This is a genomic window from Viridibacillus sp. FSL R5-0888, assembly GCF_038009105.1.
Classification (GTDB): Bacteria; Bacillota; Bacilli; order Bacillales_A; family Planococcaceae; genus Viridibacillus; species Viridibacillus arenosi.
This window is the reverse complement of the sequence record NZ_JBBPAU010000001.1, coordinates 3,799,065-3,817,250: the sequence shown is the minus strand read 5'-3', so window position 1 is coordinate 3,817,250 and position 18,186 is coordinate 3,799,065. Positions and strand designations below refer to the sequence as shown.

The following is an 18,186-nucleotide window of genomic DNA, read 5'->3' as shown; positions in this document are numbered from 1 at the left end:
CATTTATCTAATCCATCAAATACGCTGCCAATCTTTCACTAGCATGCCCATCAGAATAGGTATTCCAATCTTTAGAAAAAGTCTCCATTTGCTCCTGATTAAATTCATGATGCAACAGAACATAAACTAGTTCTTCATCATTTGAAACAACCGGACCGGGAACTAACTGTTCATAACCCTTCCAAAAACCTCGCTCCATCTCATATGCTTCTAAATCATAAGGATAAAAAATCTGCGGTTTTCCAAGTAGTGCAAATTCAAATGGAATCGAAGAATAATCACTGATTAAATAATCCGTTACAAACAGTAATTTGGAAACAGGTACATCATTTGCAACGGAAACAATTGCAGGATGAGCAATCAACTCAGCATTATGAGCCACAGCAGGGTGTAACTTGATCACCATTGCAAAATCTTCTCCAAGTGAATCCATGATTTCTACAAAATTCAAAGGAATCTTCTGTTCTAACAGTTGCTGATCGCGGAAAGTTGGTGCATATAAAATTACCTTTTTCCCAGCTAATTGAGGATACAACTCGAGAATTTCACTACGAGCATTAACTTCTTCTTTTTGTCGAAAGTAAAAGTCAGTACGTGGAATCCCAAAACGCAAAAATTGATCTTTGCGCATGCCAAATGCTGACATGAAAATCGGTACCATCTCATCAGAGCCAATGATTACTTTCGTCATCCGTCCATAAACCTTCTCAAATCGCTTAACAGCAGAAGGAGAACGGAACATGATACTTGGATCTTGCAATGCAAACTTCTTAATCGCGCCAGCTGCATGCCATAACTGTATACACTCGACACCCTCGCGAAACGACGTTGCACTTAAAATGGCAAAATAATTGTCGATCAATACCTTACTACCCGTTGCCAAATGATATAAACCTTTCAAATAGCCACCAATATTGGATGCGCGAAAATCCACTATATGTTTAGCATTTAAGCCTAAATCAGAAAAATCATCTTTGCATTTGCTAGTCTTCAGAACATAAATCTCTTCAAACCCGCGTGATTGCAACTCTCGTATAACAAACTTCGCATTATCCCCAAAGTCACATAAAAAAACGATTTTACTCTTTTGTGGTAAAAACTTAAAAAGCCCAAATACCAACCTATTTACCGACAAATAAATATATATTATAAATTCCTTTAACATTCATTCACCTATTTTTCTACATTTCGTTGGATAATCGCTAAAAAAATCGAAATATTCGAAAAAAATTCAATTTTATGTTTAATTACCACATTGTGAGAGGTATTGTAATTTAGGAATTACATACAATAACTGCTATTAGTATAACTGAAATAATAGTTATATAACAAAGAAAATTTTAAGAATAATTATACTGATTAATATTGTCTTGTGGTATTATCGATGAGGCATATAAATCAAAAAAATAATAAAATAAGATGGAATATTTACAAAAATCATCATTAAGAGGAATATAGAATACATAACAATTAATGATTTTATGATAATGCATGAACTTAATAAAGAGGTGTAAGAATGGATAAATTAGTAACAATTATCGTAACTGTATATAATACAGCTGAATTTTTAGAAGAATGTTTAACATCTATAACGAACCAAGTATACAAAAATATAGAAATAATTATAGTAAACGACGGCTCGACAGATAATTCATCAGAGATTATTGAGCAGTATACAACTGCAGATTCTCGTTGCCATAGTATCAATTTAACTGAAAATAAAGGTGTAGGTTTTGCAAGAAATCTTGGAATCGAACAAGCTTCTGGGGATTTTGTATATTTTGTAGATAGTGACGATTTTATCAATGAACATGCGCTTGATAAATTAGTACAAGGTCTTGGTAACAAAACTTATATTATGGGCCGCACTAAGAAACTAACGAATAAAGAAGATAGCAATATCGATATTGATGAACATGAAGTGACAATAAGAAAACGTAACAAGGTATTTAAAGTGCTACAAAATTTAAGTGTGCTCAATAGTTTGTTTTCTATGGAAATCATTCGTAAATACAATCTTCGTTTCTCAGAAGAAACAGATTGTTACACCGAAATAGCATTCTTACTGCCTTTATATAAAAATCGTTCAGTAATTTATCAAGTAAAAGAAAGCGTATATTTCCGTCGCCTTCGAAATGATCCGATTACTAACCCATCGCTAATGCAGCAAGATAGAGAGAAGATATTAAAGGATTTCTTAACAGTTTATAATCAGCTTAAAGCAGAGCTAAAGGGAAATAACAAAGAACAAAAACTCCTAGATAAATTACTTATTCATTTTTATCGCTCAAAATTTATCCTAATAATGAGAGATGCAACTCAAATCGATCGAAACTTTGAACAACTAGCAACTGCAATGGAAAAAGTTTCTCCAGCGCAATATAAAAATCAAAACTTATTAGTTCGTGGTGAACTGAAAGCACTACGTAATCACAAATTGAAAAGTTACAAAAGAGCAGTTAGCATTCACCATTTTGGAAGAGAATCAAAACAAAATTTTACAAGCAAAACAAAACTGACTCGACAAATTTATAAAGATATACTCCAAAAACGACCTCTTAATGAGAAAAAAATAGTTTTCGAAAGTTTCCTTGGAAAAAACTACGCGGATAGTCCGAAGTATATTTATGAATATATGGTTAAACACTACCCAGAGTACGAATTTGTCTGGTCGTTTAATGAAACAAACCATGATATTCCAGGAAATGCGAAGCAAGTGAAGCGTCTAAGCCTTGCGTATTACTATCACATGGCAACGGCAAAGTATTGGGTAAGTAACATGCGTCAACCACTTCACCTTCAAAAACGTGAAGGGAATGTATTTTTACAAACTTGGCATGGTACACCGCTGAAAAAACTAGTATTCGATATGGATGAAGTCTATTCAGCCAATCCTAAATACAAACAACAATTTTATGAGCAATCACGATTATGGGATTATTTAATTGCAGCAAATTCGTACTCATCGGATATTTTCAAAAGCGCATTTAAATTTGATAAAGTCATGCTGGAAGATGGCTACCCACGTAATGATACGTTGTACATTAACAACAATTCAGATTACATTACGAAGATGAAAACTAAATTAAACATCCCGTTAGATAAAAAAGTCATTCTTTACGCTCCTACATGGCGTGATGACGAATTTTATGAACCTGGAAAATACAAGTTTAATCTAAAATTCGATTTGCAAAAAATGCAAGAAAAATTTGGTGAAGAATATGTCATCTTACTAAGAATGCACTACTTCATAGCAGATGATCTCAATATTAATGGTTACGAAGGTTTTGTCTATAATATGTCCAAATATGACGACATCGCGGAACTATATCTGATCTCAGACATTCTTATTACAGATTACTCATCTGTATTCTTTGATTACTCGAACTTACGAAGACCGATTCTGTTCTACACTTATGATCTCGAAAAGTATCGTGATCAACTGAGAGGCTTCTATATCGATATCGAAAACGAAGTACCAGGGCCACTAGTCAAAACAACTGATGAAATCATTGATGCCGTACTTAATATTGATAAAGTAACAATTGAATATAAAGAAAAATACGACGTTTTCTATGATAAAATTTGTAGCTGGGAATCCGGAAAAGCAACAGAGAAAATCGTAAAAAAAGTATTCAAGAACCATTAAATTGATGAAAAGCGTTTCTACCGATGTACAATGTGCGGGAAGAACGCTTTTTTTTTTATAGCAAAAAATAAAAACTTTAATGTTTTTTTCTTGTAATGCTTAATGCTAAAATATAAAATGGGCCAAATGAACTTAAAAAACACGAATATAAATTTGAATAGAAAGAGTGGATTCAGTTGTTAAAGAAGATAAAGAAAAGTAAATACACTAAAAAGCTCATTACAAAAACATTCAGGTTATTATCTAGAACACCTAGAAAGAAAAATTTAGTCGTATTTGAAAGTTTCCACGGAAAACGTTATAGCGATAATCCGCGTGCCATTTATGAATACATGAAAGAAAATAATCCAGAATACACACTGATCTGGAGTGTAGCTAAGGAAAGCATACCTCTATTTGAAGAAATGGGCGTTCCGTACATGAGACGCTTTTCATTAAGATGGTTACTGAATTTCCCGCGCGCCGAATACTGGGTCAATAACGTTCGCTTACCAAAGTGGATGCCAAGACCGAAAGAAACGGCGTATCTACAAACTTGGCATGGTACACCGCTGAAAAAACTAGGTACGGACATTGAAGAAGTATATATGCCGGGCACAAAAACAAACAAATATCGTAAAAACATTATTGCTGAGTCAAAAAATTGGAACTACTTAATAGCTCCAAATGCATACTCAGGAGAAATTTTAGCACGTGCATTCCACTTTAAAGGCAAAGTAATTGAGTCAGGATATCCACGAAATGATGCATTACAAAACACAGATCCAAACAAGATTGAGAAAATCCGTAAGTCATTAAACATCCCTGAAGGTAAGAAAATCGTCCTATACGCACCAACATGGCGTGATGACCAATTCTTCAAAAAAGGGAAATACAAATTTGAATTCCAATTCGACATTCAAAAACTAAAAGAGCAATACGGAGACGATTTCGTCCTACTTGCTCGCATGCACTACTTAGTATCAGAAAGCTTTGATTTTGCACAGTACGGCGATTTCATCAAAGATGTTTCCAACTACTATGACATTGCAGACTTATACTTAGTGAGCGACCTTTTAATCACTGACTACTCATCTGTATTCTTTGACTATGCTATCCTAGATCGCCCAATTATCTTCTACATGTACGATCTTGAAGATTACCGCGACCGCTTACGTGGCTTCTACATCGACATCGAAGCAGATGCACCAGGACTAATCGTCAAAGAACAGGACGAGCTATTTACTGAAATCGGTCGTGCCCTAACCGAAGGCCACCACTCAAAAGAACAATTCGACCGCTTCGCAGAACGCTTCTGCGAATGGGAAGACGGCAAAGCCTCAGAACGCGTAGTCAAAGAAGTATTCAAAAAATAACACCAAACAAATAAAAAGCGAGGAGAAAATACAATATTTTCTCCTCGCTTTTTTCATTTGGCAAAAAAGAACCTGAGCAGCGCCAAAGCCGCCGCGAGTAGCGCTAAATCCTGCGCGAGTAGAGCCAAAACCCGAGCGAGTAGCGCCAAAGCCCGCGAGTAGCGCTAAATTCTGTGCGAGCAGCGCCAAAGTCCGAGCGAGTAGCGCTAAATCCTGCGCGAGCAGCGCCAAAGCCCGCCCGAGTAGCGCTAAATTCTGCGTGAGTAGCGCCAAAGCCCGAGTGAGCAGCGCCAAAGCCCGCCCGAGCAGCGCCAAAGACCGTGAGTAGCGCCAAAGCCCGCCCGAGTAGCGCTAAATCCCATGCGAGTAGCGCCAAAGCCCGAGTGAGCAGCACCAAAGCCGGCCCGAGCAGCGCCAAAGCCCGAGTGAGCAGCGCCAAATTCTGCGCGAGCAGCGCCAAAGCCCGAGTGAGCAGCGCCAAAGCCCGAGTGAGCAGCGCCAAAGACCGCGAGCAGCGCCAAAGTCCGAGCGAGTAGCGCTAAATCCCGCCCGAGCAGCGCTAAACCCCACCCGAGTAGCGCCAACCCCCCCGCAATCAACCCCAAATCCACCCCAAAAACCAAAATCTACACACCCCAACAACACAACTGTTAATTTCTCTCATATCTTTACGTTTTGAAAACAGAATTAAAGGATATTATATGATATACTATGGTGTATGTTTTTATGGTAATATATATAATATTTGGCGTGATAAAATGCCGTCATCATACACTTTCAAGACTTTTAACAGAGCTACAAAATGATGGAAGATAATATCGCCAAAATGCGAAAATGCATCTTTTCGAAAACAATAGCGTCATGATAACCAATCATTCTACAATTAAGCTATCATTTATACGAAACAATGCGACAAAAACATCCCTTAATGAAATTCGAGGAATTGAGGAAAAAACAATATGAAAGCATTTATTAATATCATTAAAGAACAAATATCGTCTTTTTATATGGTACAGAGACTAGCAAAATTCCAACTAAAAATTGATAATCAGAACAACTATCTAGGATTCATCTGGGAAGTACTTAACCCGGCAATTCAAATGGCTATGTACTATGTTGTCTTCGGAGTTGGACTCCGTGGAAAATCAGAATTGGATGGGGTACCCTATGTCTACTGGATGCTTGCGGGGATCTCAATGTGGTTCTTTATCAACAAAGCTATATTAAATGGTTCAAAAGCGATATATCAAAAGTATTCCATGGTCGCCAAGATGAACTTCCCGTTATCCGTACTACCAAGCTACATTATAACTGGGAAGTTTTACGGTCATCTAGCATTAGTGGGCGGCATTATGGTCGTCTTTTGGATAAAGGGTTACGCCCCGAGTATTTATTATATACAGCTTATTTATTTCCTAGCGATGAGTTATATTTTTGCATTTAGTATTACACTATTAACTTCAACATTGACAGTCGTAGTACGTGATGTACAGATGCTGATTCAATCCGTTTTACAAGGGATGTTCTTCTTATCACCAATCCTATGGGACCGAAGTCAGAATTTCCCTGAATGGGTACAAGGTTTATTGACACTAAATCCATTCTATTATTTAGCAAATGGATATCGCGCATCACTACTGTATAACGAATGGTTTGTAGTTACACACTGGCAACTAACGCTATATAACTGGGGACTTATTCTCGTACTATTGATAATTGGTTCATCAGCACACTTTAAATTCAGAAACCGTTTCTCTGACTTTATCTAAAAGTAACATGGAGGACATAAAACATGACAGAATCAGTCATTATAAAAAATGTAACTAAAAAATATCGTATGTATAGATCAAAAAAAGAACAAATAGGCGATCTACTTTTCCCTGGTAAAATGGGCTCTGACTTCAATGCTATCGATGGCATATCATTTGCCGTTGAAGAAGGAGATGTAGTTGGGCTAGTAGGTATAAATGGCTCTGGTAAATCTACCCTTAGCAACATCATTGGCGGAATTATTCCTCCCTCTTCAGGTGAAATAATTGCCAAGGGTGAGGTCAATGTTATCGCCATAAATGCAGGTTTAAACAACCAACTAACAGGTATCGAAAATATCGAATTTAAATGTCTATTAATGGGCTATAGCAAAGAAAAGATTGATGAAGTGACACCGCAAATTGTCGAATTCTCAGAACTAGGCGATTTCATCTATCAGCCTGTAAAGAAATACTCTAGTGGTATGAAGTCTAAACTAGGCTTCGCCATCAGTGTTACAGCAGACCCTGATATTATTGTCATCGATGAAGCGTTATCTGTAGGGGATCAAACCTTTGCAGACAAATCACTAGCCAAGATGAATGAATACAAAAAACGCGGTAAAACGATCTTCTTCGTCAGCCATAACTTAAGACAAGTAACGAGCTTCTGTAACAAAATAGCTTGGATTGAAGGCGGTCAACTTAGAGAATTTGGCCCGACAAATGTCGTTATGAAAAACTACAATGATTTCATCAAACAATACAACAAACTTTCATATGAAGATCAAAAAGCTTTCCAAAAGAAACTTGCAGATCGTCGAAAATATGGATCCAAAAAGAAGAAATAAATAACTGCACTAGAAAGGATGTGAACCCCTAATGAAAAGAAAAATCTTCATGACAGCATGGGATATGGACATCGAAAAAGGCGGCATCAACAAAGTTATGCTCAAGCGCGCCAGCCTTTTTGCTAATGATGAATACGATATTGAACTCCTAACAATGGATTTCAAATTTAACTATGACATCATTGAAAAAGAACTGAAGCTATCAGGGCAACTTCCAAAAAGCGCAAAAATAACAAACGTCTATGATTACTATAGAAGAAAATTTACAAAAAATACGATATCATCTGCAGCTCAAGCTAAATTCGAGCAACAAATAAAGAAATTCGAAGAAGGCTACTGGGTAGAAGATGGTGGTGAATTCGCTCGGTACTTCCAAAATGGTACTTATATAAAGTATAAAAAGTGGCATGAAGATGGCACGATTAACTTTATAGATTACTTCGACGACAACCGAGTACGTACACGCCGTGAAGAATTCCACCACACTGGTTTCCTTCAGCGGGAAGTTCTTTATCATCCAAGTAACAACAAAAAGAACCAAGAGCGTTTCTATACGGAAGATGGTTTTTGCTTCTTATCACTTTGGTATAACAACAAGAGTGGTAAGCTTCAAAAAGTATACTTATTCAGTCCAGATTATGATAAGGTCGAATACTTCCCGTCGAGCAAAGAATTCCATGATTTTTGGCTAAATGAAATATGTCGTGTAGAAGTAGTTAAGCCTGTCATCATTTGTGATGGTTCTGCACCAACTACACGAGTGACATCAATTGACGATGAACTTGTCTACAAAATTTATATGTTACACTCAAATCATTTCGCTGCACCATACGAATTGGGTAGCCCATATAGAACAGTGTATCAAGCGAAACTCGATGTCATTCCAAAGGGGTATCCGGTCGTAGTGCTAACAGAACAACAACGACTTGATCTACACAAAGAAATTGGTAACCGTGGTAATATCCATGTCATCCCAAACTGTGTAGAAGTAAATGATTTTAACATCGAAAAGAATCTGAAGCTTGTGTCGATGATTGCCCGTTATAGTCCAGAAAAACGTTTAGACGAAGCGATCAAAGCCTTCTCACTAGTTGTAGAACAAGTACCGGAAGCGAAGTTGGACATTTACGGTAATGGCAATGAAGAAGAGTCGCTGAATAAGCTGATTCAAGAGCTTAAGCTAGAAAATAGTGTCGAGCTTAAAGGTTACACCAACAAAGTACATGAAGTACTTGCGGCATCATCTGTTTCGCTCGTTACTTCAGCATACGAAGGTTTCAGCCTAGCGATGCTTGAATCACTAGCAAATAACACACCAGTAATTAGCTATGACATTAACTATGGTCCATCTCAAGTAATTGAAGATGGTGTAAATGGCTATCTTGTCCCGAATGGTGACAGTGAACAACTAGCGGAGAAAATCATTCATCTATTAAATAATCATGATTTAGTAGTGAAGATGGGGAACGAAGCACGTAACACTGTGATAAAAGATTACACACCAGAGCGTTACTATGAAAAGTGGTCAAAATTACTACAAGACGTCGTAAACGAAAATCACAATCTATATACTCAAGAAATCTAAGAGTTGCCTAGGGCAGCTCTTTTTTTACGTCTCAAAACCTTATTAACCCCCAAAATAATAAAAAACAGTGAACATCAAATACCACTCCTCAATTTTGTAACATAATCGTAACGACAAACTCTACTATTAATAAGCTATACTTAACGAGAATAGTGATAGGTCGATATACACATCAGATAAAATGATGCATTATATTACAAATTCTCTGCTTTTTTAAAATATATCGACAATTACATAAGTCATAAGATGTGATAATAAAGAACTAATTTAAGTATTACAACACAATTTTAATATAATTTACTATATAATGGAATGTGTGTAATCTAGTAATCTCATTTTTATAAGGCAAAAGTCTATAGTTCTGCATCAATTTAACCTTCGTACGCAAACACAAGCTATATTATTGCCAATATCTAATGACCACCTACTTTGTCGAAGCAATATAAAAAAGCTCAAATAGCCATCAGTAACCAACATTTCTGACGCGTATATGAACCTATTAAAGTGAAAAAGAAAGGAAGTAGAAAATGATAAAAAAACACGCATGGACAATCATCTGTACATTACTACTAGCGATTTTCATCATTGGAGCTAACGGCACCCAAGCTGCGGCAAGTTACAAAACAACAGCAATTAGCAAGATCACAGTCATTAAATCTACAAAAGCGAAAATCTATCAACAACCAGACGCAAAGTCTACAAGTAAAGTCGCAACAACAGCTCAAACAAAGCAAGTAATGATGAGCAATAAAAAAGCCACAACAGGTGGAGTGACATACTATGCCATCTACAAATTCGGAGATACGAAAAAAACACAATTAGGCTGGGTAAAATCTACAGACCTTAAAATCCGAAACTACAGCCTAACTTCGACAAAAGCCCAAACATTCTATCTAAAAGGCTCTGGTAGAGGATATGTTAGTCCGTGGGGAAGTACAGATGCTATCTATACATCATTAAAATCATACAAAAACGTTAAATTCTCAGCTACAACAACAATTACATCAACAAGCAAATGGTACCAAGGTAAGCTTAATGGCAAAACAGTATGGATTCACAACAGCCATCTATCAACAAAGCCAACTGCTGATACTTCAGCAGTCCCAACAGAAAAGCCTGTAGAAACGAGCGTTAGTTTCGTAGCTAAAGTTAATAGCAGTTCAGCTAAAATTTTCAAAGATATCACAAAATCAACATATACAAAAGCAGGAACTAGCAATATCAACACTGTTTTATATGTTAAAAAGAAAGCTACATATAAAGGGAGCAAATACTACCTACTAAGCACTAAAGAAAGTGCAACATCAGGAGTCATCGGCTGGATCAAATCAACAGATGCGAAAGCCTATAACCATAAAGCCATCAGCACAAAATCTAAAACCCTTTCGTTAACAGGAACCGGCTCAGCCTATACGAAAATTTGGGGAGGCACAAATGATGTTGCCATCAAAACCCTTACAAAATATAAAAACGCAAAATTTGTCGTAACAAAAACAGAAAGAATTGGTAACACCGATTGGTACAAAGGTAAAATCGGTACAAAAACAATTTGGATTTCATCAAAATATACAAAGGCATATGTGGAAGTGGCAGCAGAACCAGAAGAAACTGACGTTAGCTACCTTGGTCGCCTTTCTAGTAAAACAGTGAAAATCTACAAAGATATCACAAAACTAGAAGACTACATCTTAGCAAATAGCACATACACTAACGAAACCTTTTATATTAAAAAAGAAGCTTTATACGAAGATGAAGATTACTACCAAATTAGCCGCACAAATGGAACATCAACAACCGTAGTCGGATGGGTAGAAGCAAGTGATGTAACTACTTACACCAATTCACTTGTAGACACAACTAAATTTACAACTTACATTGCAGGGACAAGCAGTGCTTATAACATCCCATACGGTACAACAAATAACATCGTCTACGACTTAAGCAAATACCGAGCGAAAACGTTCAAAGTTACTCGCACAGAAAAAGTCGGCTCAAGTATTTGGTATCAAGGTACATTATCAAGCAAAACAGTATGGATCAATTCAGCTTACGTAGAAACAAATCCATATATTGCACTTAACTTAAGAAAATCGACAGACCTAACAGCGACACAAATGCGCTCATTCCTTATTAGTAAAGGAAAAACAACAGACAATGTACTATATAAGTTAGTACCATCATTCTTAGAAGTTCAAAATGAAGCAGGTATTAACGCACAGTTCATGCTAGCTCATGCAATTTTAGAAACAGGTTGGGGCAGTTCAGCCATTTCACAGTATAAAAACAACTATTTTGGCTTCCAAGCATATGACACATGTGCTTTCACATGTGCGAAATACTTCCCAACAGGAAAAGATGGCTTGAATGCCTATGCATTTAAAATCTATCGTGATTACCTAACTACTACAGGTGCTTATTACAACGGTCCGACATTATTAGGTATGAATGTAAAATATGCGACAGACAAAGAGTGGAGTCGTAAAATTGCCAACCTAATGGCACAGATGAAAGCCTATAGCTCATCAGACTACAGCGGTAAAACAGCGAGCACAAAAGTTATGACAGCACCAAAAGAATACGATCATATTCTGCCAGAGTCTAAAGCACAACCAGCTCAATTCGTAAAATTACCAACTGATGTAACAGCAACAGTTTCAGCGAGTAACTTGAATATCTATTATATGCCATATGCGTATTCGAAAAAGATTGGCACTTACGGCAAAGAAAAAGTAATTACATTAAAGGCGTACCATACAGATGTACGTGACTTTAAAAACACGAGTGGCAAAAACACACGCTGGTTACGTATTGCTTACAATGGCACACAAGGCTGGGTACGCACGGACGAAATTACACTAGATAACCTATCATTCACAAAAGACGAATCGAACCTACGCTCAAGTGCAGGAGCGACTACAAGCGATACGATCAAAGAAGTAGTACCTAACAACGCACCACTAAAACACGTCTACACTATTTTCGGTAACAAGAAAAAAGAAAAAGTAGGAAAAGACACATGGTACCAAGTATACGCCACTAAATCAGGCAAAAAACTATGGATCAGTGGCAGCCTATTAACAACATTCTAATAAGAGTGCCCCCTGCAAACGCAGGGGGTCTTTTTTTGTCTAAAGAGAAAAATATTATCAACTAGACCTCTCCCGCCAAAACTCCACACAATACACCAAATAGCGCAAAGGACGCGAATTTACTCTAAATAACAATTATTTGAGTGAGTACTACAATTCAAGTAAATCACGCAAAAACACTGGAAGCTAGCGTAACAATCTCAATATCCTATCGAGCGAATTCAAACTTCCTAATACTAAAAAAGCGGCTAAAATAGATTCCAACTATACATGTTGCTCAAAAAAGCTAAAAATTATCATCTAATAGGATGTGAATGTTCTGCTAAATAACAAACAATCAAGTTAGCGCAACAAACAATGGACTTAACGCAACAAACATCCAAGCTAGTGCAACAATCCTCAGACTTCGCGCAACAAACCTCACAGATAGCGCAACAATCCACCCCCATCACAAAACTAAATATATGGATAATATTGGTTTAAACCCAATTTCCTAGTATACTAATAAGGAACAAAATAGATTGGAGATGAAAGAAATGAAAATGATGAAGTACATAGTAATGATGGCGGTGATGGTCATGATATCCGTATGTCTAAACAGCACCATAAGTCATGCTGAGGAAGTTTATGAAACCATTCCACTAAACAAAACGCTATCAAAAACATTGCTCATGGATGAAAACAAAGAAGCAGGGAATATGTATCAAGTGAAAATACCAAAGGATGGGGTTGCAAAGCTTCAAATCGAGTCCCCCAAAAACAAGGAATTCACGTTATTCCTTATGAACAGCTTAGAAAACGTTGGCATACTTGATCCGAAAGTGAATTCACCAATTATTAGTTATGCTATCAGTTCAAAAGAAGCCTATTACAACAAATCAATCATGACCGATTCAGTCGGTGTAAAAAAGGGAACTTACTATGTATTCGCCTTCACAGAAGGGAATGTTGAGAAGGTCAAATTCAAAGTATCCTTCAAAGCAGCATCCAACTACGAAAAGGAAAATAACAACACGATAAAAACTGCGACACCGATTAAGCTTGGTAGCACATATAAAGCAGATATTAAGATGTATGATATGAAAGATTATTACAAAATCACAGTGCCTAAAAAAACGAAGCTCCAAATTACAGTAAAGAAACAATTAAAAGCGCCATTTAAAATTGCACTACAAAACAGCAAGAAGCAAACAATCAAACAGCTTAAGATGAAAACATTAAATAATACATTAACACACACAGGTACGGTAACCGTAGATAAAGGCACCTACTATGTCAATGTATCAAGTGGAGTATATTTCGGAACCTCATCTGATTATGATAAAGCACCTTATACGATTAAAGTGAATACTACTAAGTAGAAAAGACGTCACTAGTGGAGTAGAAGAAATATTACAGCCTGTAACATTTAACATGCAGGCTGTAATATTTGTAATGGAAGAATAGGTATGCTATTAAAAGTAGAATCATATAAATCACTAACAATAAAATGATAGCGCTTTCAATTATGCAATTAAATAGTGAAAATATTGCTATATAATAGGAAGAAACTCGATGTAAATAGTAGCAAGCAGATCGTTAAAGAAGAAGAGTAGGGCAGACATCTTCTATTTGAGTATGTGTCTTATGTTACAAAAAAGTAACTAGCAGTATAGGTTGTGGTATAATTTTATGTATTTTGTTAAAAATATACCTCAATTGGTATTATATTACTAACTTTACAGTAGTTATCGTAATAATCCCATAGGTTTTGTAATAAATTGCTAAAATCTCTCAATTTTACTAATAATTTTGATAAACATAGCATTATAGTATTAAAGTAACGAATAACTACAAAACTATGGAAGAAAAAAGGGTGGAAATTCTCCTATTTATAAACGATAATTAGGCTTAAGCATGATTAGCTGATGAAAAACAAAAACAGCGAAATGCTAATCATATCCAATAAGGGAGGATTTTTTAAAAATGGGTAAATTCAATCTAAAATTTGTAAAACCTGTCGCATCACTAGCAATCGGTGCAGCAGTATTAACAGGATCATTCGCAGTATCTGGTGCTGCTGATACAGCTTTCGCAAAAGCAGCAACTGTAAAAGTATCTAAAGGTAAATTGGTATCTGCAAAATCAGGTAAAGCGGTGAAAGGTTACAAATCTTACAAAGGTGTTCTTTACAAGAACGGTAAGAAATTCACTGGTCTTTACAAAAATACTTATTACAAATCAGGTAAAAAAGGCACTGGCCTTTACAAAAACGTATACTACAAAGCTGGTAAAAAAGGTAGTGGCTGGGTAGGAAGCGGTTCTTCTAAAAAATGGTACCAAGATGGTAAATTACTAACAGGTCTTGGTAAAAACTCTGGTAAACTATTTATCAAAGGTAAATACGCTAACGGAATCCAAACTTACAAAGGCGTAGAAAAACTATACAAAAACGGTGTTGTAGTTAAAACTGTAGTTGATGCAGCTAAAGCTATTAACAACACAACTGTTGAAGTAACATTCGCAGAAGCTCAAAAAGCTAACGATATCTCAGCTGGACGTTTCGTTATCGATGGCTTAGAAGTTACTAACGCTGCAATTAAACAATCTGACGATAAAGTTATCGTATTAACAACAGCTGCTCAAACTGGCGGTAAAACATATACTGTAGCTCTTGATGGTGTGAAATCACGTACATTCAAAGGTGTATCTAACGTATTACCAACAGCTATTACTAACCTAACTCCTTCAGTACAAGGCGTAATTGGTAAACAAGTAACTGTTAAATCACAAGTTGAAGTTCCAGCTGGACAATCTAAAGAAGGTATCGCTGTAACATTCAGCATTACTAATTCTGCAGATACTTCAGTAGGTAACTTCGGTAAGAAAATCGTTGCTGAAGCATTCACTGATGCAAACGGTGTAGCTTCATACTCTTACACACAATATGTAGCAGGTACTGAAGATGTTGTTGAAGCATACCCAACTGGTAATGCATCAGTAAAATCTACTGCAGCAATCGTTTACTGGGGTAATACTGAACGTTTAACTGTTTCAGAAGTAACTACAGGTGCTACATTAGCTAACGGTGCTAAAAAAGTTTACAAAGTTAATGCTCAAAACTACTCAGTAGCTAACAAAGGAACTTCATCTGAATATAAATATGTAAACGTTGCTTTTGCTGAAAACGTAAATGTAACTCCAGAAAAATTAGTTCGTGGCATAAATGTAACTGATACAGGTATTGCTGGTACAGACTACCCTTACCAAGTTACAACTGGCGGATTTAAAGAAGTACGAGTGAAATTAGATGCTAATAATGCAGGTACATTCACTCTTACAGGTGCTAATGCTTCTGCTACTCCAATTGTTTTCGTAGATGCAGCAAATGCTGGTAAATTAGATCCAACTGAATTACAAGCTAAAGCGCCAACTGTTAAATTTGATCTTAGCCACACTCTTGGTTTAGCTGTTAAAGCTGAAGGAGTTCAAAATGCAGCAGCTATCAATTCGAATGGTACTGGTAACGGTGGACGTGAGTACACTGTAACAGTAACTGATAAAGAAGGTAAATTAGCTCCTGCTGGTACAAAAGCATATGTTACTTTTGCTAGCGGTAGCCTAAGCTCTGATCGTACAGTAAATATTGATGGTAAATTAGCTACAATTGGCGGGTCTTATGAAATTACAGTTGAAAAAGATGGTAAAGCTTCATTTACTTTAACAGGTAATAAAGATGCTTATGCTACACCGACTATTTACTTAGATAATGGTGCTACAAATGGTAAATTAGACGCTTCTGATTTACAAACTGTTGGTGAAACAACTTACTTTGTAAATGCAGTAATCAATAATTCGGATCTTAAAATCACAAATTCTGTAACTAAAAAAGAAGTAACAAGTGTTGCTGCTGGTACTCCAGCTACATTCACTTATCAATCATTAGATCAAAATGGATTCCCTTACTATGCTGGTAATGGTTACTATGAAGTAACATTCGAAGTTGTTGCTCAATTTGGTGATGTTACTGTAACAAATGCAGCAGGTAATACTATTGAAACTGTTAAACAAGGTACTACAAAATCAATTAAAGTTAACGCTGCTAAAGGTGTAGCTGTAATTAATGTATCTTCTTCTACTGCTTCAACAATCGGCGTACAAGCTTCTGCTTCACAAGTTAGCTTACCTAACGCTAGTGCAACAGTAACTGTTACTGGAAAAGCAGCAGTAACATTATTCACTGGAACTTCAGTAGCAGCATTTGCACCAAATGATAAAGTAATTTACTTGAAAAATGCAACTGAAACAGAAAAATTCAGCTATGATGGTGCTGACTTCTTCGATCAAACTAACAAACCAATCGATGAAACTACTTTCTTAAATACGGTTAAAGTCGATGGAAATGTTACTTATAAAAAATTAGGAGATACTAAACAATTCTACATCGTAACTCCTGGTTCAGGCGCAGCATTAAGTACTTTACCTACTACTCCAGCAGAAGCAGGTGTTAATACTTATGATGCTACTGTAAAAACAGCATATGTAGCTGCAACAGCTGAAAAATATGCTAAAGTAGAATCAAAAGAAGTTTCAAAAACAAACTATAGTACTGGTAGCCTTAAATTAAATGATGTAACTGGTACAACAGGTGAAGTAGTAATTGCGATTAATGGTACTGATAATGCAGGAGCAATAGCAGATAAAATTAATAATGCAGCTACAGCACTAAAAATTAATGCAACAGTAGTTAATGATCGTATTGTATTAACATCTACTGACTTAACTAAAATGATTAATATTCTTTCTGATACTACTTCATTATTCGCTGTACAAGAAGAATCAAGTGCAGTAGCTAAAGCTGCAACACCAGCGGTTTACAAAGTAGACTTGTCTGCATTACCTACTATTACAGCTGGTAAAGAGTTTACTGTTAACGGTGTTACTTATAAAGCAGTAACTAGTGGTGGTACTGCTGTAAATAATACTTTCAATGTAACTGGTACATTAGCTACAGATATAGCTTCTTTAGCATCATTAATTAATAACAAAGATACTACATTCTCTGTTGATGTTGATGGTACAACTAATACTACAATCAACTTAACTCAACGTACAGCTGGTACAGGTTCACAAGCAGCTGCTAAAGTTGTAGTGAAATAATATATCGGCACAATAGTCACCCAAACAATCATTAATTTTATGTTAGTTTGAGCGACTGATACAAATTAATCCCTAATCTCTTCGGAGGTTAGGGGTTTTTGTTTGCTGTAATAAGTGAGATTTGCATATGCACAACGGAGGCAAGTGCTAAAACGAGTTACATACATAACGCGAAATATTCGTATGGCTATTATCTAGATCTAGACATGAATACGTCTGTAAAGGAATCTAATTATAGGTATGAGTATGCTGAAAACACAAAAGAAGGAACAATGTGGATGATATCTTCTGCAATGGGAGGTAGCTTTTCTTATGAAAAGCAGACGGCAACCGGATATTATGAATGGCAAACGACTAAAAGTAAATTGTTAGCCCTACCTGTAAAGAAAAACAAACAATGGACAACTATAAATAGCTATGATGAAAAAGAAACACGTAAAATTGTATCTACTAAAGCAAATGCGAAAACACCTTATAAAACATTTCCGAATGCAATCAAAGTACAAATTGGCAAAGCAAGTGCCAAACATTACGACTATTTCGTTGAAGGTTACGGAAAAGTGCTTGAAACGGAAAATGGAAAAATCAAATATCAATTAATTCAACGTTACAAAGATTGATTGAAGTGTGCGCTTATTGAATGAACCTAATCTCATTGGAGGTTAGGTTTTTTCATTTTATCATTTGTCTATCTAAAAATAATGAATAAGTAAAACTCACGCAGTTAGGACGTTAATAGTTGAGTATACGAATAACAAAATTTTTTGAAT

At 36.1% G+C, this 18,186-nt stretch carries 10 protein-coding genes; 9 read left to right on the top strand and 1 reads right to left on the bottom strand.

Annotation, left to right across the window (positions count from 1 at the left end; all coding sequences use genetic code 11):
- Positions 1-7: 7 nt before the first annotated feature.
- Complete coding sequence (locus MKY02_RS18900) at positions 8-1,165, bottom strand: CDP-glycerol glycerophosphotransferase family protein (RefSeq protein ID WP_340711616.1); 1,158 nt, start codon at positions 1,163-1,165, stop codon at positions 8-10.
- Between the two features lie 351 nt (positions 1,166-1,516).
- Here MKY02_RS18900 and MKY02_RS18895 point away from each other — a divergent pair, with 351 nt between their 5' ends.
- The 9 genes from MKY02_RS18895 to MKY02_RS18855 all read left to right on the top strand — a co-directional run bounded on the left by MKY02_RS18895 (position 1,517) and on the right by MKY02_RS18855 (position 18,036).
- Complete coding sequence (locus MKY02_RS18895; RefSeq protein ID WP_038179950.1) at positions 1,517-3,649, top strand: bifunctional glycosyltransferase/CDP-glycerol:glycerophosphate glycerophosphotransferase; 2,133 nt, start codon at positions 1,517-1,519, stop codon at positions 3,647-3,649.
- A gap of 176 nt (positions 3,650-3,825) precedes the next feature.
- On the top strand, positions 3,826-5,004 hold the full coding sequence (locus tag MKY02_RS18890) for a CDP-glycerol glycerophosphotransferase family protein (RefSeq protein ID WP_038179947.1): 1,179 nt from the start codon (positions 3,826-3,828) through the stop codon (positions 5,002-5,004).
- Positions 5,005-5,963: 959 nt separating this feature from the next.
- Positions 5,964-6,773 (top strand): ABC transporter permease, encoded by an 810-nt coding sequence (locus MKY02_RS18885; RefSeq protein WP_038179939.1) that lies wholly within the window; start codon positions 5,964-5,966, stop codon positions 6,771-6,773.
- A gap of 23 nt (positions 6,774-6,796) precedes the next feature.
- Complete coding sequence (tagH, locus tag MKY02_RS18880) at positions 6,797-7,603, top strand: teichoic acids export ABC transporter ATP-binding subunit TagH (protein WP_038179937.1); 807 nt, start codon at positions 6,797-6,799, stop codon at positions 7,601-7,603.
- A 31-nt stretch (positions 7,604-7,634) separates the two neighbouring features.
- Positions 7,635-9,188, top strand: a complete 1,554-nt coding sequence (locus MKY02_RS18875) for a glycosyltransferase (protein ID WP_340711615.1) — start codon at positions 7,635-7,637, stop codon at positions 9,186-9,188.
- Between the two features lie 527 nt (positions 9,189-9,715).
- Positions 9,716-12,277 (top strand): GW dipeptide domain-containing protein, encoded by a 2,562-nt coding sequence (locus MKY02_RS18870; protein ID WP_340711614.1) that lies wholly within the window; start codon positions 9,716-9,718, stop codon positions 12,275-12,277.
- 536 nt (positions 12,278-12,813) lie between these two features.
- Entirely contained in the window at positions 12,814-13,638 is an 825-nt protein-coding gene (locus MKY02_RS18865) for a hypothetical protein (protein WP_038179932.1), read from the top strand.
- Between the two features lie 604 nt (positions 13,639-14,242).
- Positions 14,243-17,416, top strand: coding sequence for a flagellin hook IN motif-containing protein (locus tag MKY02_RS18860; protein WP_340711613.1), 3,174 nt, complete (start codon positions 14,243-14,245; stop codon positions 17,414-17,416).
- A 98-nt stretch (positions 17,417-17,514) separates the two neighbouring features.
- Positions 17,515-18,036, top strand: a complete 522-nt coding sequence (locus tag MKY02_RS18855) for a hypothetical protein (protein ID WP_340711612.1) — start codon at positions 17,515-17,517, stop codon at positions 18,034-18,036.
- Positions 18,037-18,186: the final 150 nt, after the last annotated feature.

Excerpts from the sequence above, each read along its gene's own strand:
- MKY02_RS18900 (WP_340711616.1), bottom strand. The coding sequence starts at position 1,165 with ATGTTAAAGGAATTTATAATATATATTTATTTGTCGGTAAATAGGTTG.
- MKY02_RS18895 (WP_038179950.1), top strand. The coding sequence starts at position 1,517 with ATGGATAAATTAGTAACAATTATCGTAACTGTATATAATACAGCTGAA.
- MKY02_RS18885 (WP_038179939.1), top strand. The coding sequence starts at position 5,964 with ATGAAAGCATTTATTAATATCATTAAAGAACAAATATCGTCTTTTTAT.
- tagH (WP_038179937.1), top strand. The coding sequence starts at position 6,797 with ATGACAGAATCAGTCATTATAAAAAATGTAACTAAAAAATATCGTATG.
- MKY02_RS18875 (WP_340711615.1), top strand. The coding sequence starts at position 7,635 with ATGAAAAGAAAAATCTTCATGACAGCATGGGATATGGACATCGAAAAA.
- MKY02_RS18870 (WP_340711614.1), top strand. The coding sequence starts at position 9,716 with ATGATAAAAAAACACGCATGGACAATCATCTGTACATTACTACTAGCG.
- MKY02_RS18865 (WP_038179932.1), top strand. The coding sequence starts at position 12,814 with ATGAAAATGATGAAGTACATAGTAATGATGGCGGTGATGGTCATGATA.
- MKY02_RS18860 (WP_340711613.1), top strand. The coding sequence starts at position 14,243 with ATGGGTAAATTCAATCTAAAATTTGTAAAACCTGTCGCATCACTAGCA.